General features: G+C 71.6%; 23 protein-coding genes. 4 read left to right on the top strand and 19 right to left on the bottom strand.

The annotated features are described in order from the left end of the window. The 10 genes from FHL79_RS21505 to FHL79_RS21540 form a co-directional block, all read right to left on the bottom strand. Positions 1-699, bottom strand: a 699-nt coding sequence (locus FHL79_RS21505) for a hypothetical protein (protein ID WP_138760604.1), incomplete at its 3' end; no start/stop codon positions are given. Positions 700-855: 156 nt separating this feature from the next. Then, complete coding sequence (locus FHL79_RS25440; protein WP_179966110.1) at positions 856-1308, bottom strand: hypothetical protein; 453 nt, start codon at positions 1306-1308, stop codon at positions 856-858. A gap of 165 nt (positions 1309-1473) precedes the next feature. Continuing rightward, positions 1474-1599 carry a hypothetical protein gene (locus FHL79_RS26260; protein ID WP_281283891.1) on the bottom strand — a complete coding sequence of 42 codons (126 nt, stop codon included), beginning with the start codon at positions 1597-1599 and terminating at the stop codon, positions 1474-1476. A gap of 110 nt (positions 1600-1709) precedes the next feature. After that, the gene (locus FHL79_RS21515) at positions 1710-2012 is read right to left on the bottom strand and encodes a hypothetical protein (RefSeq protein ID WP_179966111.1); all 303 of its coding nucleotides are present in this window, start codon (positions 2010-2012) and stop codon (positions 1710-1712) included. Between the two features lie 81 nt (positions 2013-2093). Further along, complete coding sequence (locus FHL79_RS21520) at positions 2094-3236, bottom strand: M14 family metallopeptidase (protein WP_138760605.1); 1143 nt, start codon at positions 3234-3236, stop codon at positions 2094-2096. 146 nt (positions 3237-3382) lie between these two features. After that, a complete protein-coding gene (locus tag FHL79_RS25245; protein WP_171058280.1) occupies positions 3383-3643 on the bottom strand; it encodes a hypothetical protein in 261 nt (86 codons plus the stop codon). 388 nt (positions 3644-4031) lie between these two features. Continuing rightward, positions 4032-6644 (bottom strand): galactose oxidase-like domain-containing protein, encoded by a 2613-nt coding sequence (locus tag FHL79_RS21525; protein ID WP_138760606.1) that lies wholly within the window; start codon positions 6642-6644, stop codon positions 4032-4034. Positions 6645-6924: 280 nt separating this feature from the next. Then, positions 6925-7677, bottom strand: a complete 753-nt coding sequence (locus FHL79_RS21530; RefSeq protein ID WP_138760607.1) for an AfsR/SARP family transcriptional regulator — start codon at positions 7675-7677, stop codon at positions 6925-6927. A 220-nt stretch (positions 7678-7897) separates the two neighbouring features. Next, positions 7898-8107, bottom strand: a complete 210-nt coding sequence (locus FHL79_RS21535; protein WP_138760608.1) for a hypothetical protein — start codon at positions 8105-8107, stop codon at positions 7898-7900. Between the two features lie 167 nt (positions 8108-8274). Continuing rightward, complete coding sequence (locus tag FHL79_RS21540) at positions 8275-9075, bottom strand: AfsR/SARP family transcriptional regulator (protein ID WP_138760609.1); 801 nt, start codon at positions 9073-9075, stop codon at positions 8275-8277. 416 nt (positions 9076-9491) lie between these two features. Here FHL79_RS21540 and FHL79_RS21545 point away from each other — a divergent pair, with 416 nt between their 5' ends. The 3 genes from FHL79_RS21545 (at position 9492) to FHL79_RS21555 (ending at position 11269) form a co-directional block, all read left to right on the top strand. Beyond that, a complete protein-coding gene (locus FHL79_RS21545) occupies positions 9492-10358 on the top strand; it encodes a helix-turn-helix transcriptional regulator (RefSeq protein WP_138760610.1) in 867 nt (288 codons plus the stop codon). Between the two features lie 43 nt (positions 10359-10401). Continuing rightward, entirely contained in the window at positions 10402-10602 is a 201-nt protein-coding gene (locus FHL79_RS25960; protein ID WP_246081097.1) for a VOC family protein, read from the top strand. Positions 10603-10924: 322 nt separating this feature from the next. Then, on the top strand, positions 10925-11269 hold the full coding sequence (locus tag FHL79_RS21555; RefSeq protein WP_138760611.1) for a hypothetical protein: 345 nt from the start codon (positions 10925-10927) through the stop codon (positions 11267-11269). Between the two features lie 489 nt (positions 11270-11758). Here FHL79_RS21555 and FHL79_RS21560 read toward each other — a convergent pair whose 3' ends face one another. The 4 genes from FHL79_RS21560 to FHL79_RS21575 all read right to left on the bottom strand — a co-directional run bounded on the left by FHL79_RS21560 (position 11759) and on the right by FHL79_RS21575 (position 14740). Continuing rightward, a complete protein-coding gene (locus FHL79_RS21560; RefSeq protein ID WP_439331137.1) occupies positions 11759-12676 on the bottom strand; it encodes a sigma-70 family RNA polymerase sigma factor in 918 nt (305 codons plus the stop codon). Then, positions 12657-13022: a DoxX family protein gene (locus FHL79_RS21565; RefSeq protein ID WP_138760613.1), complete on the bottom strand. Its 366-nt coding sequence runs from the start codon at positions 13020-13022 to the stop codon at positions 12657-12659. Before FHL79_RS21565 ends, FHL79_RS21560 begins: the two co-directional genes overlap by 20 nt. A 258-nt stretch (positions 13023-13280) precedes the next feature. Beyond that, positions 13281-14150 (bottom strand): RNA polymerase sigma-70 factor, encoded by an 870-nt coding sequence (locus FHL79_RS21570; RefSeq protein ID WP_138760614.1) that lies wholly within the window; start codon positions 14148-14150, stop codon positions 13281-13283. Next, entirely contained in the window at positions 14147-14740 is a 594-nt protein-coding gene (locus FHL79_RS21575; RefSeq protein WP_138760615.1) for a carboxymuconolactone decarboxylase family protein, read from the bottom strand. The genes FHL79_RS21570 and FHL79_RS21575 overlap by 4 nt, the downstream gene beginning before the upstream one ends. Before the next feature lie 413 nt (positions 14741-15153). Between FHL79_RS21575 and FHL79_RS21580 the strand changes: the two genes are divergently transcribed. Next, a complete protein-coding gene (locus FHL79_RS21580) occupies positions 15154-16773 on the top strand; it encodes an amino acid permease (protein WP_218938561.1) in 1620 nt (539 codons plus the stop codon). Positions 16774-17625: 852 nt separating this feature from the next. Here FHL79_RS21580 and FHL79_RS21585 read toward each other — a convergent pair. The 5 genes from FHL79_RS21585 to FHL79_RS21610 form a co-directional block, all read right to left on the bottom strand. Beyond that, positions 17626-18564: an NAD-dependent epimerase/dehydratase family protein gene (locus FHL79_RS21585; protein WP_138760616.1), complete on the bottom strand. Its 939-nt coding sequence runs from the start codon at positions 18562-18564 to the stop codon at positions 17626-17628. 84 nt (positions 18565-18648) lie between these two features. Further along, positions 18649-19590: an RNA polymerase sigma factor SigJ gene (sigJ, locus tag FHL79_RS21590; RefSeq protein ID WP_138760617.1), complete on the bottom strand. Its 942-nt coding sequence runs from the start codon at positions 19588-19590 to the stop codon at positions 18649-18651. 33 nt (positions 19591-19623) lie between these two features. Then, on the bottom strand, positions 19624-20532 hold the full coding sequence (locus FHL79_RS21595; RefSeq protein ID WP_138760618.1) for an NAD-dependent epimerase/dehydratase family protein: 909 nt from the start codon (positions 20530-20532) through the stop codon (positions 19624-19626). Between the two features lie 220 nt (positions 20533-20752). Then, positions 20753-21499: an alpha/beta fold hydrolase gene (locus tag FHL79_RS21600; protein WP_138760619.1), complete on the bottom strand. Its 747-nt coding sequence runs from the start codon at positions 21497-21499 to the stop codon at positions 20753-20755. 182 nt (positions 21500-21681) lie between these two features. After that, on the bottom strand, positions 21682-22706 hold a 1025-nt coding region (locus FHL79_RS21610), incomplete at its 5' end, for an FAD-binding oxidoreductase (RefSeq protein ID WP_138760620.1).

A 22706-nucleotide genomic window follows, 5' to 3' on the forward strand; every position in this document is an offset into this window, starting at 1 on the left:
GGGCGGGGTCGCGCTGCCCGACACCGTAGGGGTCGCGCTGGTCGAACGACCGCCGGCCGACGAGTCCGCGAGGCCCATGACGAACCCGACGAGGGTGGCCGCCAGGAGGAGGAGCGCGGCCAGGACCGCCGCGATCCCGAGCTTCCATCCGTTGGGCGCCCGGCGGCGCACCGCACTCCCCTCTTCGGCCCGCGCCTCGCCCGTGTGGTCGGCGGACAGCTCGTGCACGAAGGGGATGCCGGCGATGATGTCCTGGTACTCCTGCGCAGCGTCCTGGATAGACATCCGGCCGAACTCGAGCCTGGTGCGCAGCCCGTCCAACATCACGCCGGCCGCCTCGGCGGCGCCTATCCGGGATCTCAGGTCGTGCTCCTTGGTCAACTGCGCCGACACCGCCGCGGTCACCGAGACCACGACCGCCCCGAAGCAGAGGACCCGCCACACCGCCGACGGCTTAGCAAGGGAGAACCCCGCCTGCACGGTCTCGGCGAAGTTCTCGCCGCCGAATGCCGGCCCTGCCGTCAGGGCTGCTGCCATCGCACTGCTGACGATGCTGATCGTCAGCAGGCGGGTGCTGACGGGCTCCTTTTCACGGACATAGGCCTGGATGGCGCCCCGCCTGTTTTGGATGGTTTCGAGCAGGCCCGCCCGTGTGTCGCCGGCCACATCACGGTCCCACTCGGTGGTGCTTCTGCTCACGCACCCCGAAAGCGTGCCTTAAGTGCGCGTCCGGAGAACCCGCTGTCGGCGGCCCCACGGACATGACGACTCCCATGTTCCCGTCCACCCTCCGCGCTCGTCCAAGGCCTGACGCTAGGGGCCGTTCCGTCACCATCTCGTCACGGCCAGGGAAGGTCACTGCTCGGTCGCCTCGTCGGTGGGCGAGCCGAGCAGGCATCGGGCAGGCGTTGCGCAGGAAGCAGGCCCCCCGCTCGGGCACCCGTTGGTGTCGTGGGCCCGAAAGTTCCCGGCACCGTCGGCGTGGACCGCCGGGGCTCGATCGTCGCCGTCGATCGACATGGGTGCGTCCCCGAGGAACTCGTCCAGCCATGCCCGAACCGCATCCATCACGTCCCGCGGCGACGCGGCCAGGCCTACGGTGGCCAGTTCCTCACCTGCGCTCATAGGCCAGGTGTCCATGCTGGTCATCCGCCCGCGGAAGGACCGAGCGCCGTCGTCTCGCCAAATCCGGAGGAGCAGGGCGGCACTGCGGTCGCCGTCCACGGCCACCGCCCATCCGGATCGCCTCCGCCCGCCGCCGGGCGGGCGGCTCTTCGTCCACGAGCGGTCATCCTTCTGCGGCCACATCCTCGCTCCTGACAGTGCATGAGGTGCTCAGCCGACGGGGCGGCATCCGGCGAGGGGAAGGGACTCTGCCGTCCCGTGCAGCCGTTCGCCGCGCTCGGGCGTGTGCGGGGACCCGCCGTCGTCCGACCGCCGAGGTCCCGACTACAGCAGATTCGCAGTCGCCCGTCACGGGATCGTCACCCTCGTGCCCCGTCGGCCGACCTGCGCCACGAGGCGCCCGAGCACCTGCTCAGTCTCGCTCGTGGACTGCTCGTCAACGGTGAGATCCAGCCACTCGAGGAACTCGGCCAACGCGGTCTGCTCGGCAGCGGCGTCCTCGAGGTCGCTGACGACCGACAGCCCGGCGCAGCGCGTCCACTGCGGATCAGGTCTGCGCGCCCGCCACCTTGATCCCGACACGGTCAAATCGCATCGCTCTGCTCTCCGCCCTTGGCTGCCCCGGCAGGTCCGGGCTCAGCCCCGTCCCCGGTCGCCGCCCGGTTCCTCACCTGTGCCTCGTACTCTCCCTGCGTCGCCCAACGGTCGACCTCGGCCATTCCCCGCCGCTCGAGCTCGGCGAGCTGAGCCGCGGACGCCGCCACGACCAGGGAGTCGACGTGGCGCTCCCAGACGTCCACGGCGAGCGACATGCCGAGGAGCGCTGCGACGTCCCGTCCCGCCGGGGGCGTGAGCCGGGCGATCCACCTCTCGTCACCCTCGGTCATGCCCACTCCTTGGATCTCCCCCGCACGCTCGTCCGGATCCTGGCGTAGGAACCGGCGGCGCGAGCAGGGCGGCGGCGACGATCAGCCCTGCGGCGGAGCCAACACGCGCCGGATGAACTCGAGTGCGGCAGGTCGGTTCTCCTCCCAACACGGCTCGATCTGGTCCGCCGGCAGGATGAACCCACCTTCCAGGGCGGAGGCCGGGCGCAGTTCGATCGTGAGCGACGGGACGTCGTACTCGCCGTAGGTCCAGTCGGTGGTGTCCCCTGCCGTCGGGTACAGCTGGGACGCCTGTTGCGCGACGTAGGTCGTCCCGTGCACTCCCTTGACCAGGTCCTGGATGTCCTCGGCCAGACCCCGCATGCTGCTGAGGTCGGCCTCGTCCTCGATCGCGTCGTCCGTGTAGCCCCAGGGGTAGAGGACCAGCTGCGAGTAGCTGTGGTAGCTGAGCACACCGCCTATGAGCTGCCGCGCGACGAGGTCGCGCACCGCCCGCACCTCCGGCTCGGAGAAGGCTCGGGGGCCGACGTACGTCTGGTCCGACGGGACGTGGCTGGAGGTGCTGACGTCCAACGTGCCCCACATGTAGCCGTAGTTGCGGTTGGGGTCGACACCGATGCTGCCGCGTTCGTTCCGGCGTCGGTTTTTGCGCCAGAGCCGATCCGTGGTGCGCGTGTGCTCGTGCCCGTCGGGGTTGACCATGGGAGCCACCCAGACCTCGCCCTGCTGCAACCACCCCTGGACCGGCTCCGACGACGAGTTGTCGAGCAGGTGCTCGGCCAGCCGGTACGGGACCTCGACGGAGATCCACTCCCGGGCATGGTGGCAGCCGAAGAAGGCGACCTTCCGTGCACTCCCCCGGCGTTCCCCGATGCGCAGCGCCCACAGCGGCCGCCCCTCGACACTGCGCCCTATCTCGACCAGCTCCGCGATCTCCGGGTGCCCGTCGGCGAGGCGCCGCAGGTCCTGCTCCAAGGTCGCGACGGTGTGGTACCCGGCCGCGGCGGCCTCGGTCGCGAAGGCCGACACGTACGGCTCGGTCATCTGGAGCTGCTCGACGAGATAGCCCATCGCCTCCAGCCGGTCGGCCTGGACCTCCTCGGCCTGCAGCACCACGTGGTCGGGCCCGACCTCCCACACGTCCAGGCCGAGGGGCGCGGTCAGCAGTCGGGTGAGTGGAGACCGAGCGCTGCTGGAGGTGACCCTCGCGATCAAGCTCGCCATGGAGTCCTCCGTCCGTCGTCGCCAGACTCGGCCCGCGCCGTCACCGGATCGTCACGACCAGGCTGACACACTGCACCGGCTCATGCAGACGCCTCCTCGCAGCGGTCGGCGCCGCCCGACCGGGTCCTCTCCGGACCCGCGCCGGCTCAGCGGGGCTTGTTCGGGACGTAGTAGGTGAGGCCGGCTGCACCGCCGAACGCAACGAGAGCGGCGATCACCGCCGTGAGCCATTGACCGGCAGTGATGGAATCGAAGCCCGTGTCGGCGCCACCCAGCGCCGTGAGGAGCGAGGAGAGGAACGCCAGGACTGCGCTGAACAAAGCCGCCGCCCAAGCCTTCGCCGCTGTGGTCGGAGTCGATGCAGCGTGCTCGTTGGCGGTCCTTGGCACATGAATGGGCGCTGACATGGCCGTTCCTCTCGTGACTGCTCACGCCTGACCGAGAACCCAGGTTCGTCGAGCGACGTCACTGCGCCGTCACCGAAGCATCGAAGCTGCGGCGCACCGCCGGCCGGCCGGTGTCCGTCGTTCCCTCGACGAGCCTCTCCCCCGGACGTGGCGATGACCACGCCGCGCTCTGTCGGAGGGCGATTCGTCCCGGTGAAAGCCGCCGGCCGATAGCGGTGTCGGGGTCGGAGTCGTCACCCTCCGGAGGAACGGTGCGAGCTCGAGCGTCGTCCGCGCGCCCACCGGTCCGACCCCTGCCCCGTTCCTCACCAATGGGCCGTCTCGCCGGCCAGGCACGAGGTCACCGGCCGGTGTCGCGACCGGCGGCACCGGCCCGAGCGGGCGCGACTCAGCCGACGTGCACGAACCTGGCCTCCGACGGGACGCCGTTCCGCAGGAGGAAGAGCATGTACCACCCCGGCGGGGCCACAAAGCCGTCCGGCGGCGCGGCCACGGTCAGGTCGGATCCGCTGTGCCCGACGATGGCCAGCCCGACGTGGCGCTGATCGCTGTTGAACGAGTGCGTGCACGCACCGTTGCGCATCAGCGCGACCGACGTGATCGACGCCGGGTCCGGCGTCTGCAGGGTCCAGCTGGTGCCGTATCCCATGTCCCGCGGCGCGTGCTCGATGACCGGTCGGTCGCGGCCGGTGCAGAGGTACGGCGGGCGGAAGACCTCCAGGCGCAGCTCCGCCTCGTGGACGGTCTCGGGGTTCCACAACGCGTCCGTCCCCGAGGTCATGACGGTCGCATCGGGCAGCAGCAGCGCGGTCGAGTGGTAGAGCCGCGGTACCGAGGTCGGCGCCATCGGCGTCCAGGTCTCGGTTCGCGGGTCGAACAGCTCGGCCTCGTAGACCGCGTTCGCCCCGTTGTCGGCGAAGCCGCGGCTGCTGCCGCTCATGACCAGCACGGTCTCGTCGGGCAGCAGCACGGCGTCGGGCATCACCCGCGGGTGGGCGAGCGGGGCGGTCGCACGCCAGGCCGGCGAGTGCTCCCCGAGGTCGAGCAGCTCGCAGGTCGCCGTGGCCGGCGTCCGGACGCCGACCGGGTCGGCGCCCCCGCCGCCGATCACCAGCACCCGTGCCCGGTGGGGCGGGTTCGAGTCCGGTCGCAGCGGGAGCAGGACGCTGGTGCCCTCGAGCCCGTAGGTCCGGCTGTTGCGCCCCGGACGCGGGACCGTCTCCAGCACCGCCGGGTCGAAGCCTGCGGTCTGCAGGTGGAGGAAGCGGGTGCGCCACCCGCCGTGCACCAGGAGCCTCCGGTCGGGCAGCACGAACACGAAGGGATAGGTGACCGCGCCGCCGAAGACCTCGAGTGCGGGGGCGGGCATCGCGGGCCCGACGGTGCCCGTCGCCGGGTCGAACACCTCGAAGGTGGTGTTGGCGAACCCCTCGGGTGCCATCTTGGCGCCGGCGATCATGAGCACGCGACCGTCCGGGAGGGTGACCGCTGTCGGGTACCAGCGGCCGGCGGCCATGGAGCCCACGTGCCGCCAGGTGCCGCCGCCGGGACCGCCTGGGGTGAACGTGTGCAGCATCCGCATGCGTTCCGCGTTCCCGCGGTCGCTGCCGACCATGAGCAGGCGGCCGTCCCCGAGGAACGCGTGCCCGCCGCAGAAGAGGTTCGGCAGGTGGCCGTGCGGGCCGTGGTAAGCGGGCGTGGACGCCGTCCTCCGGTCCAGGTCGAGCACCCGGCTCTCGCCGTCCGCGGCCGGCTGCGGGTCGTGGTGACCGTGGCCCTCCTCGTCGTGGTAGGCCAGGTACCAGATCGAGCCGCGCGTCCCGGTGGGCAGCAGAGCCGCGTGCAGGCCGCTGATGCCGGCGTCGTACTCCGCGACGGTCCACTCACCCGCCCGCGCCGGGTCCGGCGGCGGGAAGTCCGGCCGGTCATGCACCTCCCACGCATGGTCATGCCGTGGGTTCTGGAAGGGCTTGCCGAGCACCTCGTAGGGCCCGCGCACGGTGTCGGCGTAGACGATGCCGTTCTGGAACACGCCGAACTGGCTGTGCCGGTGCTCGGTCTCCTCCTGGTCGGTGATCGGGTAGCCCAGCGGGCTGCGCTCGTGGCCCAGTTGCGCCCACAGCCAGCCGATGGGCCCGCGCACCTCGTGCGCGCCGCTCTTCGGTGTCCAGAACACCGACCCCCGCTGGAAGTGGTTGAACCGCCCGACGCCGTCGGCCGTCGCCGTCTCGTCCGTGGTGGGGTAGCCCAGCGCGCTCTTCTCCCCGTCCAGCCGAGACCACGTGCCATGGATCGCGCCGTGCACCTCGTGCGCTCCGGTCGTGGGGGACCAGTAGATCGACCCGTGCTGGTAGTGGCGGAACCGTCCGCCGTCGGGCGTGTGCTGTTCCTGGCCGACCGGTGCGCCCAACAGCCCGGACGCGCCACCGAGCGCCGCGTGATGCTCGTCGATCCGGTGCACCCCGGTCGTGTCCGCCGGCGGGAACAGCGGCTCGTCGAGCACCTCGTGGGCCCCTCCGCCCAGCGTCCATGCGATTGAGCCGCGCTCGAAGTGGTTGTAGCGCCCGGTTCCGTCGGGGAGGTCGGTCTCGTCCGTGATCGGGTACCCCAGCTCGCCGCGCTCCCAGTTGAGCTCGGTCCACCGGGTGCGGATGGCGCCGTGCACCTCGTGCGCGCCGGTGAGCGGTGTCCAGTAGACCGAGCCGCGCTCGAAGTGGCTGAACCGCCCGACCGCGTCGGGTGTCGCCAGCTCGTCGGTGAGCGGGTAGCCGAGGGTGCCGCCCTCCCGGCCGAGCTCGGACCACTTCCCGACGATCGCGCCGTGCACCTCGTGCGCGCCGGCGGTGGAGGTCCAGTAGATCGACCCGTGCTCGAAGTCCCGGGACAGACCGATGCCGTCCGCTGTGGGTGCCTCGTCGGCCAACGGCCGGCCGAGCACCCCCGCCGCGCCGCCGAGCATCTCGTAGTGGTCCTGGATGTCCTGCACGCCGTCCTCGGGCATGGTCTCTCCCCCACCGGGTGGCTCGCCATGAGGCGCGACAGTTCCGAGAGCGTCCGGACACGCCGTGTCTGTCAGGCTCGCAGCTGGCCCGTCACCGTGTTGTCACCGCGGGGCGCAGGGAGCCCCGTCGCCGAGCACAGCGCGGGGCTCGAACGGGGTCGAGCGCACGCGAACTGCCCCGTGGGCACAGCGCCACGACCGTGCCGGTGTCCAGGTCGACGACCCGCGACTGCCGACGTCGCGCAGCGGGCGACCGCCCCTGCCCGTAAGGAGCACCCGGTCAGTGGGGTGCGGTGCGTCCCGGCCCACGGACACCGAGGCCCGCCTCGGCCATCAGTGCTTGCATGGCCTCGGTCGGGGCAACTCCCAGTTCCTGAGCGAGCAGGTCCCGGAAGCAGCAGTACGCCCGCACGGCCTCAGCGGCATGCCCCTCGGCCAGGTGCACTCGGATCAGGACGCGGTGGGCACTCTCCCGCAGCGGCTCGGCGTGCACCGCGGCGCACGCCGCCTGTACCGCTTCGCCGTGGCGCCCGGCGCGAGCCAGCTTGACCGCCAGCACCTCGAGGGCGTGGAGCCGCAACTGGCGGAGCCGCTCGCGTTCCAGCAGCACCCAGTCGTCGTACCAACCGGGCAGCAGTTCACCCGCGAGCGCCGACTCCGGCGCCATCGCGCCATCGACATCCGCGGTCGGGTCCAGGGTGCGCTGCGCCCACTCCTTGAACTCCCAGACGTCGACCCGTACGCCGTCGGCGAGCGCGAGAGCGCCACCGGAGGCCTCCACCAGTCCCGGAGCGACCTTCTGCACGCGCCACAACGCCGACCTGAGGCTGCCGTGTGCGTGGTCCTCGGGCACGTCTGGCCACAGCTCCCCTGCGACCGCCGCGCGGGTGGGGCGTCCGCACAGACCGAGATGGGCGATCAGGCGCTGCGCGCACCGAGGGAGACCCTCGACGACCGTGTGGACGCCGCCACGACAGCGCTCGAGCGCGAACCCGTCGAGCAGTCCGACGCGGACTCCAGCGGAACCGTCCACGAGATGTCCCCCCTGAGGGGCGCCCGACCGGTCGGCGACGAGACGCCGTAGGGGTGGGTCGCCAGTTACGATACTGGCGAGTCTCGGTGCTGGCTGTCAATCACCCGACACACCGCTCGGACACTCAGGCTCCGCACTCCGCCTGCACACGTGCGACACCAGGCCGCACGAGGACCAGCCAGGATCGCGGCCAGCCGGGAGGCGCCGCCGGCTCACGGGCTCAGTCCGTCGAGGTCCCTCGCCGGAGGTACTCATCGAGCCAGGAACCGACCGCCTCGAGCACCTCGTCCGGCGACGAGGCCAGCGCAACCGTCCGGTCGCTCCCCTCGCCCGCGCCGACCGCCATCAAGCGAGCACGGAAGTGGTCGGACCCCTCCTCGATCCACACGCGGAGGAGCAGTGCTGCACTTCGGTCGTCGGCCACGGCCACCCTTCACTCCAGTCATCACGCAGCGTAGGGGCTGCGCATGGGTCGACGTCCATGAACTGGCCGTCGATTCGTGGAGATCATGGTCCTCGTGACAGTGCGTGAGCGCACTCCCTCGTTCGGATGACAGTCGTCGTTGTTGCCGGGGCGCTGAACCGACTCGCGCGTCGTCAGGGCACGCGCACTGCAGACATCGTCGACCGGCGCGGGACGGCGACCGTGGGCGCGCCCTCCAGAGTCGAGGAGCAGCGGCGCGGTGGGATGCCCTGGACGAGCCGGGTCATCTGCGGAGTGGGGAGCACGCCCAGCTCGCTCTCCACCATGCTCCGGAACAGCTCGTAGGCCCGGGCTGCCTCGGCCAGGTTCCCCTCGGCCAGGTGGACCCGCACGATGGTGCGGTGAGCGCTCTCCCGGAGCGGCTCGGCGCGAACCGCTGCATAGGCGGCCTGGAGTGCCTCCCAGTGGCGGCCGTGGACGGCGAGCCTGGCTGCGGTCGCCTCCAACGCGTGCAGCCGGAGCTGGTGCAGCCGTTCACGTTCGAACAACACCCAGTCGTCGTACCAGCCGGGGAGCAGGTCGCCCCCGAGCGCGGCGGACGGCACCGCGATCTCAGGGTCATCTCCTGGTGAGGCGATCGCCCGCTGCGCCCAGTCGCTCAGTTCCCGTACGTCGACTCGCACGCTCTGCGCCAGACGGAGGACCTCGCCGGAGACCTCGATGACGCCCGGCGCAGCCTTGTGCAGTCGCCAGAGGGCCGACCGGAGGCTCCCGTGCGCATGGCCCTCGGAGACGTCCGGCCACAGTCGGCCGGCCGTCGCCGTCCGGCTCGCTCTCCCGGACAGGCACAGGTGTGCGACCAGCCGCTGCACGCCAGGTGGCAGGCCGCCTCGGGATAAACACTGGTCGACGCCGTGGACGTCGAGCCGGAAGCCGTCCAACAGCGTGACCCGGGTGGGTGATGCAGTGTCCACGGAACTCGTCCTTCCCCTCTGGAAGGAGCAGTGGCGATGGGACGGCGTCCAGGCGTACATCCCAGCCCGTTGCCGTCGGGAGTCCCGGGACGACCGGCCGCACTCGGTCGTCGGAGAACCGACGTCCCGCGGAGGCCCGGCGGTGGCTTGTACACCTGAGCCGCCGGTGCTGCGTCAACGTCTGTGTACGCGGAAGCCCGACATGATCCCCCCAGACGTCGCGTGAGCTGCGAGAACGCCAACCGTAGGCAGACCCGGGCCGCGGAGGAAGTACGCAGACGTGCGTACTCGCAGCACGTCTTTCCCGGGGCTCGACAACGCCCATGCGGGGCCCAGCTGTGCTGGGGTTGGGACTCCTGGTGCCCTCAGCGGCGAACGCCTTCACCACGGCGCAGCGGCTGGTTAGCGTGAGGTGTGTGGCGCGCGCTGTCAGCTGTTCCGCAGCCTGGTTGGAGCTCGTCGGGGACATCCTGACGAGGCCTGCCCGCGCGCAGCCCTTCCCCCACGAGCGGGTGGCCGACCTCCTGCGTGAGTCCGTTCACGCCGCCTGCTGCTCGCGGCACGTCGTCGACCGGACGTGGGTCGACCACATCGCCGACTGCTGGCCCGTCGACTACCTGCCGGCAGCACCGCCGTCCGGGCGCCTCGTCGACGCGACGACGCAGCCACTCCTGCGCTGGTACTCGGTCACCCGCAGCACGGCACCGCAGGTCCTCGGCCGGGTGCCCAGCGCCATCGCCCAGCCGGAGATGGTCGAGGAGTGGACGGCCTTCGCCCGTCCGTTCGGCATCACGCACCAACTGGCCCTGCCGTTGGTGATGCGTGCTGGTGTCGAGGCCTACGTCGTCAGCCGCCCCGACGACGACTACGACGATGATGACCTGGACCTGGCCCGCCTGGTCCTCCCGGCGCTCGGTGCGCTCTTCCGCCAGCGGGTCGTGCTCGAGGACGTGTCGGCGGTGCGGTACGACCCCGTGCGCAGCCTGGGCCTGACCGAGCGCGAGCTGGCCGTGCTCACCCTGCTCGGGGACGGTCTCACCGCCGACGCGATCGCCCGCCGGCTGCGGACCTCCCCCCGGACGGTGCACAAGCACCTCGAGCACCTGTACCGCAAGCTCGGCGTGCGCGATCGGCTGATGGCGGTCCAGCGAGCTCGTGACGCGGGCATCCTCGCGGAAGTCAGTGAGCATGACGACCCATCCACGGCGAGGCGGTCGGGACGACGACGTTCCCCGTCACGCGCGGAGGGACGCCCACCCGTTGCGCCGGCCGGCGAGGGGTAGGCCGGCAGGAGCCAGTGAAGGCCGGCGGGTGGACGATGCCGCGATGGAGGTGCTGAGCAGCCGCATCCTGCTGCGCCCGACGGACCCGGAGCGGTCGCACGCCTTCTACGGCGACGTCCTCGGCCTGGCCGTCCACCAGGAGTTCGGCCCACCGGAGCACCGCGGCGTCGTCTACTTCCTGGGCAACGGCCTGCTCGAGGTCTCCGGTCGGGCCGAGCAGCCACCCGTGGGGCTCGCGCTCTGACTCCAGGTGCGGGACGTCGCCCGTGAACAGGAGCGGCTGGCCCGCGCGGGTGTCACCGTGACCCAACCGCCTCGGCGGGAGCCCTGAGGGCTGGTCGAGATGTGGATCGACGACCCCGACGGCATGCGGATCGCCGTGGTGGAGGTCCCCGAGGACCACCCCCTTCGCCGCGACCAGCGCTGAACGCCGCACCAGGAGCCGCTCGGCCCGCCCGTCCCCCCGACCGACGGCCGGGCGCAACTCCAACCGCTCATCGGGCCTCCCGAACCGGCCGTCCGCCGATCCGTGCGACATGCTGGACCTCAGCTGAGAGGGGAAGCAGATGGCGACCAACGGGCCCGATCCGGCCGAGTTCCTCGAGCGGGCGCAGCGGATGCTGCGGGAGCTGTTCGGCGATCTGCGGAGCAGTGACGACCCGTGGGGGGAGGTGACGCGTCGACTGGGCGACCGCTCGCAGGCCCCGCAGGGCCACCGGGAGCCCAGCGCGGTCGAGCAGCGGGAGAACCTCACCTTCGCGCTGGCGACGCGGGCCGTCGAGGCGCTCGAGGACCTGGCGCTCGACGTCGCGGCGATCCGTCAGCGCCGGGAGCGCGTGGACGCGCCGGCCGCGGAACGGCGGCCCACGAGTGAGGAACGGAGCCCGAACGACGCTGACACGGGGCAGTGACTCCGTCCTGAGTCCAACCTGATCATCAGGCGGATCCTCGCCGCTGGCTTCAGGCGTGGTGTCGGTGAGCGGACACCACGCCGGCTGGGCCGTCGCGCTCGAGAGGGGCACATCACCGGCCGGGCCCGCCTCTGCGGGACCGTGGACGCGCGACCGCAGCGATACCGCCACCGGGCCATCACAAGGGTCGGCATCATCGACGTCGAGCGGCCTACCCGTGCCAGGGAGCCAGCTGCCGAGTGCCCATCGCTGGTGTCGGTGCTCCTCGCGACCCACGCAGCTGCACGAGACGCCGCCAGGGCCCGCCCCTACAGCCACGACGAGGACCGGACGATCGGTCACCTCAGCCCTTCGCGCACGTGACACGACCATGTGCGACGTCATCGCCCACGTGGCGGGCGACCCGGCCCAGGCCCAACACGGGGAAGGCGACTGCGACGAGCAGAACCGGTGGCGGGGACGCGAGTGGGCCGACGTTCGCGTCGTAGATCAGGTGGCCGAGCCGCCGAGCTCGAGCCGCGCGAGCCGCTCCGGATCGATGAGTGAGTCGATCCGGGTGATCCTGCCGTCCGAGACGGTGAAGGCCATCACCGACATCACCCGGCCGTGCGACGCCACCACCGCCCCGGCGGCGCCGTTCACGAGCGCCGACCGGATGTGGGGATGCAGTCTGGAGTACGTGACCGTGTGCGCGGCCACGTCCCCCGCACCGCGCCGGACGAGCGAGGCACCAGCTCGCAGGGTGCCGCCGTCGATCCGCAACCGGACGTCCGGGTGGAGCACTTCCAGGAGCCTCTCGAAGTCGCCGTCCCGGGAGGCCGCGAAGAACGCATCGACGAGCTGTCGTTGTCGGGCGAGGTCAGCATCCGGCTCGGGTGAGTCGCGGATGCGTCGACGCGCCCGACTGGCCAGCTGCTGGGCCGCCGCCTCGGAGCGGTCGAGCGCGGCAGCGATGTCGGTGAACGGCAGACCGAACACGTCGTGCAACACGAACGCCAGGCGCTCGGCGGGAGTCAGCGCCTCGAGCACCACGAGCAGAGCCGAGCCCACGGAGTCGGCCACGAGCCCTCGGTGTTCGGGATCGTCGTCCACCCAGCTGACCACCGGATCCGGCACGTGCCACGAGAGGTCCTCGCGGCGCGTTCGCCGCGATCGCAAGATGTTCAGGCACACCCGGCCGACCACCGTCGTCAGCCAGGCCTGCATGTTGTCGACACCGTCGGCGTCCTGGTCGCGGACCCGCAGCCATGCCTCCTGCAACGCATCCTCGGTCTCGCTCACGGACCCCAGCATCTGCAGCGCGACCGCCCGGAGATGTGGTCGGTGCTGCTCGAACCTGTCGGTCAACCGCTGGCCATCGTCCATCGAGAACTCCTCGTCCGCGTGGTCAGATGCCTGCCCAGCCATCGTGGTGGGCGACGTTGGTGGACAGTGCGGCCGCCGCCAGGAGCAGGAAGAACACGGCGCCGCCGATCCGGCGGTCACCGACTCGGAGATGAGCGGTGACCGCACAGACGAAGTACAGGACCAGCCCGATCCCGGCAGCCGCGCCGAGCACGGGCACCGCGAAGCCCGCGAGGAGCCCAACGGCGCCGCAGGCCAGCAACGTGCCCAGCGGCACCATCCACGACCGGGGGATGCGGATCCGGTCAGCGGTGGCCTTCACCGACTCGGCGCCGCTGAAGTTCAGGAACGCGGCGTAGGCGTTCACCAACGCCGCCGTACACGTGGTGGCGATGTAGAGGGAGTACATGTCTTCAAGACACGCGCCGCCTGACGAACCTGACAGCCGACGGCGCACGTGGTGTCGTGAGCGGGCAGCACCGTACGGACGTCGTGCCCCTCTCCTGGCAGCGCGCCGCAAGCGCGGGCCGTCGAGGCTGACCCGAGCGGTCTCCCCTCGACCGGGCCCGAGCGGTGTCCTCAGCGAGCGAGATGCCGGCGTCGCCTGCAGCGACGATCAGCAACCCGTGTCGTTCGACGTCCGCTCTCCAGAAGTGGCCGCAGACCGTCACCGCCGCAGCTCGGCCACGGCGTCCAGCCTGCCGAGCTTGTGCGGATTGCGCATGGCGTACATGCGGGTGATGAGGCCGCCCTCGACGACGAAGGTGATCGCGGTGTCGAAGTCGCCGCCCGCATCGATCCGCGCGGCGACCGCGCCGTTGACCAGCGGGGTGGTGATCGGCACGCCCGGCGCGTGCTGCGCGAACCGGGAGAGCGCGTTGGCGACCCGCCACCGGCCGGAGACGGGGCGCAGGGAGGCGGGCGCCAGGCCTCCGCTGTCCGCGATCACCACGACGTCCGGCGCGAGCACGTCCATCAGCCCCTGCACGTCGCCCCCGGTGACCGCGGCGAGGAACCCGTCCACCACCCGCTGCTGCTCCGTGCGGCTCACCGCCGTCCGCGGACGGCGGGCGGCCACGTGCTCGCGCGCCCGGTGCGCGATCTGCCGGACGGCCGCCGAGGACTTGCCCACGGCCTCGGCGATCTCGTCGTACGGCACGTCGAACACCTCGCGCAGCACCAGGACGGCTCGTTCCGTGGGCCCGAGCGTCTCCAGCACGGTGAGCATCGCGATCGAGATGCTCTCGGTCAGCTCGACGTCCTCGGCGATGTCGGGGCTGGTCAGGAGCGGCTCGGGCAGCCACTCCCCGACGTAGTCCTCCGGTCGGCGGGACAGGGTCCGCATCCGGTTGAGCGCCTGGCGGGTCACGACCCGGACCAGGTAGGACCGGGGATCGCGGACGGCCGCCTGATCGACCTGCGCCCACCGCAGCCATGTCTCCTGCACCACGTCGTCGGCGTCGGCCGCCGAGCCGAGCATCTCGTAGGCGACGGTGAAGAGCAGGCCGCGGTGGGTGAGGAACGGGTCGGCGGTCATGCCGAGGCGATGCCGTCCGTCGAGGGAGTCGCCAGCGGCGGCAGGCCGCAGGACGCCGCGAACCCCTGGGACCGGATGCCCAGCGCGACATTGCCGCGGGCGGTCATGTTCATGGCGGCGATCCGGAAGGTCAGCTCCAGCAGTGCCGCGGACCCGAGGTCCGCGAGCAGTGCCGCGGACAGCTCGTCGGTCACCGCCGGCGGGGTCTGGCTCATCGCCTCTGCGTACTCCAGGACCCTCCGCTCCACAGGGGTGAACGCGGTGGACTGCCGCCACCGCGGCACCTCCCGGGCCTTCGTCTCGTCGAGCCCGCGGTTGTGCAGCATGAAGTACTGGAAGTCCAGGCAGAAGCTGCACCCGACCGTCCCGGCCGCGGCCATCGCCGCGAACGACGCCAGGTCGGGTTCCAGCCGGTCCCAGGAGTCGACCTTCCGGCCGAACCCCATCGCGTCCTTGAGCAGCCGGGGGTGGTGCCACATCACCCCGGCCGCCTCGGGCACCTGCCCGATCATCCTGCGGCTCATCGTCTTCAGCAGGCTCCCGTAGATGCCGGTGATCTCGATGGCGGGGATCCGAGTACTGCTGGCCATGTCTCCTCCAGGTCTCGCGGTGACGTCGACATGGAGACACCGCCCGGGCCCCCGGCGTGACACCGACAGGGTGAGGCAGGGCGGACCCGTCACTCCCACTGGTTCGGCCCGTCACCCCCCCGCGCGCGTGACCCAGCGCCCGCTCGAACGGCCGACCACCGCGCACGCCCTGCCCCCCGTCGCCGTGCCGGGCAGCAGGGGTGCTTCGCAGGTCGTGCAGCCGGATCACCGGCAGCACCTCCTCCCCCACGACCTCCCGGGCCGGGACCTCCTGCTCGATGACGAGGCAGGAGGATCGCCCGCGGCCTGCCTGCCTCGTGTTGCCTCGCTGTGAAATGTGGACCGTCGGTGGTTGGGCACACCAACGAGGGGTAGATGGCGGCCCTCACAACGGCGAACGTGCGGGAGAACCGGTGACCCAGACTGATGGCACGCCCGAGTCACTGAACGCGGAGCAGGCCGGCTACAAGAACAACCTGAGTCGCCGGCACGTGCAGATGATCGCCATCGGTGGGGCGATCGGCACGGGTCTGTTCCTGGGGTCGGCGTCCCGCTTGCACAACACCGGCCCTGCGCTGCTGATCAGCTACGCGTTCGTCGGGGTCATCGCCTACCTGCTGATGCGGGCCCTCGGCGAGTTGGTGCTGCACCGCGCGACGTCCGGCGCCTTCGTGTCCTACATGCGGGAGTTCTACGGCGAGCGCGCCGCCTACGTCACCGGCTGGATGTACTGGCTCAACTGGGCGCTCACCGGGATCGCCGAGCTCTCCGCGGTGGGCCTCTACGTGCAGTACTGGTTCGCCGACATGCCCACCTGGGCCACGGTGCTGATCGCGCTCGCGGTCGTGCTCACGATCAACCTGCTGTCGGCCCGAGCGTTCGGTGAGTTCGAGTTCTGGGCGTCGATCGCCAAGGTCGGCGCCATCGTCGTCTTCCTGCTGGTCGGGATCGTCGTGGTGGCCTTCCACGTGCACATCGGCGACCACCAGGCCGGGTTGTCGAACCTGTGGAGCAACCCGGGTGGGTTCTGGCCGTCCTCGGGTGACTTCGCCTGGTACGGCCCGATCCTGGTGATGTCCGGGGTCGTCTTCGCCTACGCCGCGATCGAGATGGTGGGCGTGGCAGCCGGTGAGATGGAGGACGCCAAGCGCGAGGTGCCCAAGGCGGTCAACGCGGTCATCTTCCGGATCGGCGTCTTCTACTGCGGCTCCATCCTGCTGCTCGTCGCCATGCTCCCGACCAGCGAGTACGAGGCCGGCACCAGCCCCTTCGTCACGGTGTTCGAGCGGATGGGCCTCGGCTGGATGGGGAACCTGATCCAGGTGGTGCTGATCATCGCCGCGTTGTCCAGCCTCAACTCCGGCCTCTACTCCACCGGCCGGGTGCTGCGCAGCCTGGGCATGTCCAAGCAGGCACCCGCCTTCACCCTGAAGATGAGCGGTTCCGGGGTCCCCTGGGCCGGGATCGTCGCGACCTCGGTGGTCTTCGTCTTCGGGGCCGGACTGAACGCGCTCGTCCCCAACGCGTTCGAGATCGCACTGGAGGCGGCTGCCCTGGGCGTCGTGTTCACCTGGGGCACGATCTTCCTGTGCCAGCTCCGGCTGCGCATGCTGTCCAACCGCGGGGTGATCCCGCCGAGCCCCTTCCAGATGCCCGGGCACCCTTACACCAGCATCATCGGCCTCGTCTTCCTGTTCTCCATCATCGTCGGGCTGGCGATCACCGGCTGGCAGTCGTCCCCGCACTTCTGGGAGAAGACGACCTTCCTGGTGGTGGTCTTCGGCATCCCGGTGATCGCGGTCGTCCTCGCCGTGGGCTGGATGGTGGTGCGGCCGAAGGTCGAGGAGAACACCGGCGGCCGGACCAAGGCGGTGTGGTCCAAGAACGGCCCGACGTACCCCCCGCCGGAGCGGAGCGACGACGAGCTCTACGGCGTTCAGAACGCGGTCTTCGGTGTGACGGTCCCCTCGCGGCGGCGCGGCAACGGGTCCACCGCGTCCAGCCTGCGCAGGAAGGAAGACACCGAACGCTGACGGCGGCACCACACCGCTGCCACGGTCCGGCCACCCTCGGAACGCCATCAGCCGCCCGACCCACCCGCAGGGAGGGGCGAGCGCCACCGGCGTCCCGGATGGTCGCCGGACCCGTCGTCCTGGGGGCAGGCCCGCAAGGCTCTCGCGATGGTGCCTGCAGGACGCCGCATGCGGAGAAGGGTCAGGCACGGCCGTGTTCGTCGGGGCGTCAGTCCGCTGCGCCGTCGAGCAGCCAGTGGTACCGCAGCCGAAGCGCTCGCTCCACGCTGGCCACCACCGCACCCAGGCCCAGGGTGATCGTGAGCCACAGCGGCAGCTGGACCGGGGACTCGAAGCCCCCCGTACCGGGGCGACCACCGGAGGGACCTGACCGATCACGTCCACGAGCTCGAGGACGAGGACGCTCAGGCCGACGACGAGCAGCACCACGGACACCGAGCTGATCAACCGGCTCAGGGCCGGATGATCGTTCTCGAGGCGAGCGCGGCGCCCCGCGGCGGATCTCGAGTCCGGGACGAGTTGCCGCTGCACGCCGTCCGGCGTGACGTAGTGACAGCGCTTGAGCCCGAACATGCTCGCGGCCACCTCGATCACGCCACCGTCGACGGGCAAGGCCGCAGGGACCCTCGACTGGCGTGACAGAACACGTGCTGGTGGCCGGATCAGGAGCCGGACAGCAGCCCCACGGCCCCGAGGACGGCCGGCAGGATGACGAGGACGCTGCCCAGCACGACAGGCGCGCCGCAGACCCCGATCAGCATCACGCGCGCGCCCAGCCCAGCCCGCGGGTCACCGGGACCACGGTGTGGCCCCGGTGACCCACTCACCGGCCGTCGATCCGCCGGCCAGGCGTCAGGCCAGCTCCTCTTTGAAGCCCTGACGCCACGAGGGGTGGCGCAACAGCCAGCCCAGCTCACGCCGGGCCTTGGCGTTGGACGCGCCACGCAGTTCGGTCATGAGCACGACGCCGGCCTGTCCGGCGGCCAGCCGTCCGATGAAGCGCGGTACGCGCATCGGCTCCTTGGCGCCCAGCATCGCGGCCAGTTCCGGCAGCCACTCGGCGACCGGGGCGGGGTCGTCGTCGACGATGTTGTAGACGCCGCGGCCACCGTTCTCCACCGCTGCGACCGTGGCCTCGGCGGCGTCGGCGATGTGGACGAACGACCACACCCCGCCACCGTCCCCGACGACCGGGAACCTGCGCTTGCGGATCATCTCGAACTGCTCGGAGCCTGCCGCCATGGAGGTGCCGGGTCCGTAGAACGCGCCGTAGCGCAGCACGATCCCCTCGGTCCAGGTGGCGCTCAGCACGGCGTCCTCCAGGTGCTCGATGGCGGCGATCGTCGACGCCATCTGGCGGACCGGCGAGTGGTCCAGGGGGTCTTGTTCGTCCTTGAGCTGCCCGCCGGTCCGCGGGTAGGTGAACGCACCGTTGCTCTGGGCGACGAACCGTCGGACGCCCGTGGCGCGCGCCGCCGCGAGCAGGTTGTCGGTGCCCTCGGTCCGCAGCCGGTCGGTGGCGGCGAAACTGCGTTCGAAGTGGCGGGTGTCGATGTGCCCGATCGCGGTCAGCTGGTCGACGACCACCTCCGGAGCAGCCGAGCGCACGGCTGCCTCGACCTGGGCGGGATCCAGTGCATCCGCGATGACCGGTACCGCGCCCAGTCGTGACGCCCTGGCCTCGCCGGACTCGCTGCGGGCCAGAGCGAACACCTCGTGTCCTGCAGCGACCAGACGCGGCACCAGTTCCGTGCCGATCGCTCCGGTCGCTCCTGCCACCAGCACTCTCATCGTCGGCTCCCTCATGTCCGGTTCGGATGTGCCACCTGAACCGGATGGCCTGCCGATCCCTGACAGGAGCCGGGGTGAGCTGCGTCACATCGTGATCAGGGGCTCTCCGTGGTCGGCGGCCGCCCATTGCTCGGTCGCGCGTGCGAGCTTGTCGGGGTTCGCCTGGGTACGGCAGGCAGTGATGCCCTCGGCGGTGACCTCCAGGCACATGATGGCGACGACCCGGCCGTGCACGACGGCCACGACGGCGGGTTCGCCGTTGGCGGCCCAGGTGTAGATGGCAGGCGCGCCGCCGACGATGGCGCGCTTGGCCTCGGCGGGCCTGAACATGCCCCACACGAACGTCGCGACCGCGACGGCTCCCTCGAACGGCTTGGTGCGTGCCGGGACCTTCCCTCCGCCGTCGCCGATGGCGATGGCGTCCTTGGTGAGCAGGCGCACGAGCTCATCGGTCCGGCCACTGGTGGCGGCCGCGAGGAACTCCTGGACGATCCGCTGGGCCTCGGCCTGGTCGATCTGGCTGCGTGCTCTCCCGGACGCCACGTGCTCCTTGGCCCGGTGGAAGGTCTGCTGGCTGGCGGCCTCGGTGATGTCGAGGACCTCGGCGATCTCCCGGTGCGGGAAGTCGAACGCCTCCCGCAGCACGTACACGGCCCGTTCGTGGGGAGACAGGCGCTCGAGGAGGGTGAGGACTGCATAGGAGACCGATTCGCGCTGCTCGGCCGTCTCGGCCGGGCCGAGCATCGGGTCTCCTGCGAGCAGCGGCTCGGGGAGCCACCGGCCCACGTAGGTCTCGCGGCGTGCCCGCGCGGAGGTGAGCTGGTTGAGGCACAGGTTGGTGAGGACCTTCGTCAGCCAGGCCTCGGGGACCTCGACGCGGTCGACGTCGGCGGCCTGCCAGCGCAGGAACGTCTCCTGCACGAGGTCCTCTGCTTCCTCCGCGGAGCCGAGGAGACGGTAGGCGAGGGCCTCCAGACGAGGCCTCGACAGCTCGAACCGGTCGACGTCCGCTGCCGTCAGGGGCATGCCCCGATCGTATTTGCGTAAGGCCCCCAGCTGTCAGGAACGCGTCGTCAGGCCCTGCCGCAGCTCCGCCATGGCCCGCGCGAGGGTCACCTCCGGCGCCCAGCCCCATCCCCGCGCCCGGTCGGTGAGCAGCTGCCCGGTCCAGACCGGCTCGTCGGTCCACTCGGGCGTGACGCCCAGCGCGTCGGTCACCGTGCCGAGGTAGTCCCGCCACGTCGCCGGCTCACCCGCGACGATGACCGGGGTCGTGCCGCTGGCGACGGGGCCTCGCTGCGGGTCGTCGGCGGTCGCGACGGCGCCTGTGGCGACGTCCGCGATGAAGGTCGCCAGGTCGTCGATGTGCACCCAGGGCCAGGTCCTCGACGGGTTCGCGCGGCGGTCACCGTCCCGGATCGCACGCGGGCGCAGCGTGTTCCAGACCGAGGTCTCCCCCGCGCCCAGGATCGCCGGAGGGCGGACCAGGACGGTCGTGAGCCCGTCGACCGCCGCGAGCGCGGCGTCGGTGGCGTTCTTGGTGTCGGGGTAGTCGCCACTGCCCTCGGGCAGGAGGGCACCGTCGTCGGCCACGTCCCCCACGTCGGCCGTGAGGTCGTAGACCCCGGCCGTCGACACGTGCACCAGCCGGGCGACGCCGGCGTCGCGGGCGGCCCGGGCGATGACCGGCGTCCCCTCCACGCCCACCCGGTGCTGCGCCTCCCGTGACGAGCCCATCGGGTGCACCGTCGTGACGACCGTGTCGGCGCCGTGGGTCACCGCGCCGGCGAGGAACTCGTCGGCGAAGTCGCCGACGTGCTCGGTGACCCCCTGGAGGACAGGCGCGCTGCCGGCGCGGCGGACGACGGCGCGCACCTGCGCCGACCGCTCGACGAGCGCCCGGCAGACCGCGGCGCCCACCAGTCCGTTCGCACCGGTCACCACGACGACGGGAGAGGGAGGAGCCATGCCCTCCACCCTGCCAGCGACCACCGGACGGCACTCCCCCGCATCGCCTCGGGAGCGCACAGGTCCGCCGACCCCGGTGGACCGTGAGCTCCGCGCTCGCTCACCGGGGGCCTTCGCCGTTCCTGGGACCGCCGGGCCGTCGGTAGAGGGCAGCCGGCCTCCGGGCCGTCCTCCCCGGCCGCGAGAGGGTGGAGCGGTCCGGCCGACGAGTGCCTGGGGATCAGGCGGCCGTGGCGCGTGCCGCCTCCTCGATCAGCTGCGCGACGACGTCGGGCCGGGAGACGGCCACGGCGTGCGACGCATCCACCTCCACAGCGTGCGACGACGCCCTCTTGGCCATGAACCGCTGCGCCTGGGCCGGGACGGCCAGGTCCTGGAGGGTGATGAGGGTCCAGGACGGGATGGTCTTCCAGGCGGCCCCCGTCGCCTTGTCCGCCAGCGCGTCACCGGTGATCGGCCGCTGCGTGACGGCCATCAGCTCGACGACGTCCGCCGGCACGTCCGCGGCGAAGACCCGCTGGAACTCCTCCTCCTTGATGTACAGGTCGTCGACGGTCTGCCCGTCGGGACGGTGGACCGGGACGGGGCGCAGCGCCGGACCGAGCTCGTTGCCCGGGTACCTCCCGGCCAGTTCCGCGGTGCTCTCCCCCGCGTCGAGCAGGAAGCTGGCGACGTACACGAGCGCCTTCACCCGCGGGTGCCCGTCGGCGGCCTGGCTCATCACGCTGCCGCCGTACGAGTGGCCGGCGAGGACGATCGGCCCGTCCACGCCGTCGAGGAAGTCGCGCAGCAGATCGGCGTCCTCGCGCAGTGCACGGAGCGGGTTGGCCACCGCGATCACCGGACGGCCGTCCCGCCGGAGCCGGGCGATCACGCCGTTCCAACTCGACGAGTCGGCGAAGGCGCCGTGCACGAGCACCACCGTGGGCCAGGCGCCGGCGTGGGCCTCGAGCTCGCTGCTGGTCATCTGTTCTCCCTCATGGTCAGCGGACGTCGAGTGTCGCCGGAGCTCGGTCGTCACGGGGCGATCACGAGCGCCGCGATCAGGTCGCCGTCCATGGCGAAGCGGTACCGGGGATCGACGACGCCGCCGGGGAAGCGGTCCTCCCGCTCAGGTCCCCACGGACCGGCGAGCAGGGCTGACCGCGTTCACACCAGCGCGCCCTGCCGGCTCGGGGGGATGTTCTGGTTCAGGTGGAAGACGTTGTCCGGGTCCCACGCGTCCTTGAGCGCGGTGAGCCGGGCCAGCTTGGCGGGCGTGTAGGCCAGGCGGACCCCCGCCGCACCCTCGTCGCCGAGCACGTTGACGTAGGCGCCGGTGGCGAACGGCGCCAGCCGGGCCGCGCTCTCCCGGGCGGTCGCCATCCAGGTCTCGTCCTCGGTCGGCACGGTCCAGCGGGCGGCTGCGACGTACTCGAACGCGGTTCCTCGGTGGTCGAAGGCGGTTGCCTCGTCCGGCACGTCGGCGATGGCCCCGCCGTACGCCTGCACGCTGGCGGCCACCGCGGGGTGATGAGCGAGGAGTGCCTCGATCGCGCCCCCGGAGAGCTCCCGGAGGTAGTGGCCCCTCCAGTACCGGCGCTCGCTGTGGCCCTGCGGGGTGTCCTCGCGGCGCTGCAGGTCGAGGTAGGACAGCTCCTGCACCCGCCGGGCGAGCGGGCGGGCGAGCGTGTCCAGCGCCCGGGCGTGCTGCCGGCCCGCGTCCGCATCGCCGACCCACACGAAGCCCAACGTCGCCACACCGCCCAGCACCGTCGCGGCGTAGGTCGCGGCTCTCGGCGCGTCCGCGGCCAGGTCGGCCCAGCGGGCCACCGCCGACGCCGCGCCCGCGACCGGGAAGTCCAGCTCGACGCTCAGCGCCCGGGTGCCGATGTCGTGGAGCCCGAACTCGAAGCCCGTCACCACGCCGAAGTTCCCGCCACCTCCGCGCAGGCCCCAGTACAGCTCCACGTCCTCCGCCGCCGAGGCACGGACGACTGCCCCCTCCGCGGTGACCAGCTCGAAGGCCGCCACGTTGTCACAGGACAGACCGTGCCGGCGGGCGAGCCAGCCCATCCCTCCGCCCAGGGTGAGACCGCCCACCCCGGTGTGCGAGACGTTCCCGGCGGTCGTGGCCAGCCCGTAGGGCTGGGTCGCCTCGTCCAGCGCTCCGAGCAGGGCACCCCCCTGGACCC

The organism is Modestobacter altitudinis, from assembly GCF_005930475.1.
Taxonomy (GTDB): domain Bacteria; phylum Actinomycetota; class Actinomycetes; order Mycobacteriales; family Geodermatophilaceae; genus Modestobacter; species Modestobacter altitudinis.

Bases quoted from the DNA above. Each gene is read 5' to 3' on its own strand.
- FHL79_RS21585 (WP_138760616.1), bottom strand. From the start codon at position 18,564: ATGAGAGTGCTGGTGGCAGGAGCGACCGGAGCGATCGGCACGGAACTG.
- FHL79_RS21560 (WP_439331137.1), bottom strand. From the start codon at position 12,676: ATGGCTGGGCAGGCATCTGACCACGCGGACGAGGAGTTCTCGATGGAC.
- FHL79_RS25245 (WP_171058280.1), bottom strand. From the start codon at position 3,643: ATGTCAGCGCCCATTCATGTGCCAAGGACCGCCAACGAGCACGCTGCA.
- FHL79_RS21570 (WP_138760614.1), bottom strand. From the start codon at position 14,150: ATGACCGCCGACCCGTTCCTCACCCACCGCGGCCTGCTCTTCACCGTC.
- FHL79_RS21525 (WP_138760606.1), bottom strand. From the start codon at position 6,644: ATGCCCGAGGACGGCGTGCAGGACATCCAGGACCACTACGAGATGCTC.
- FHL79_RS25440 (WP_179966110.1), bottom strand. From the start codon at position 1,308: ATGTGGCCGCAGAAGGATGACCGCTCGTGGACGAAGAGCCGCCCGCCC.
- FHL79_RS21595 (WP_138760618.1), bottom strand. From the start codon at position 20,532: ATGGCTCCTCCCTCTCCCGTCGTCGTGGTGACCGGTGCGAACGGACTG.
- FHL79_RS21520 (WP_138760605.1), bottom strand. From the start codon at position 3,236: ATGGCGAGCTTGATCGCGAGGGTCACCTCCAGCAGCGCTCGGTCTCCA.
- FHL79_RS21575 (WP_138760615.1), bottom strand. From the start codon at position 14,740: ATGGCCAGCAGTACTCGGATCCCCGCCATCGAGATCACCGGCATCTAC.
- FHL79_RS21600 (WP_138760619.1), bottom strand. From the start codon at position 21,499: ATGACCAGCAGCGAGCTCGAGGCCCACGCCGGCGCCTGGCCCACGGTG.
- FHL79_RS21565 (WP_138760613.1), bottom strand. From the start codon at position 13,022: ATGTACTCCCTCTACATCGCCACCACGTGTACGGCGGCGTTGGTGAAC.
- FHL79_RS21555 (WP_138760611.1), top strand. From the start codon at position 10,925: ATGGCGACCAACGGGCCCGATCCGGCCGAGTTCCTCGAGCGGGCGCAG.
- FHL79_RS21515 (WP_179966111.1), bottom strand. From the start codon at position 2,012: ATGACCGAGGGTGACGAGAGGTGGATCGCCCGGCTCACGCCCCCGGCG.
- sigJ (WP_138760617.1), bottom strand. From the start codon at position 19,590: ATGCCCCTGACGGCAGCGGACGTCGACCGGTTCGAGCTGTCGAGGCCT.
- FHL79_RS25960 (WP_246081097.1), top strand. From the start codon at position 10,402: ATGGAGGTGCTGAGCAGCCGCATCCTGCTGCGCCCGACGGACCCGGAG.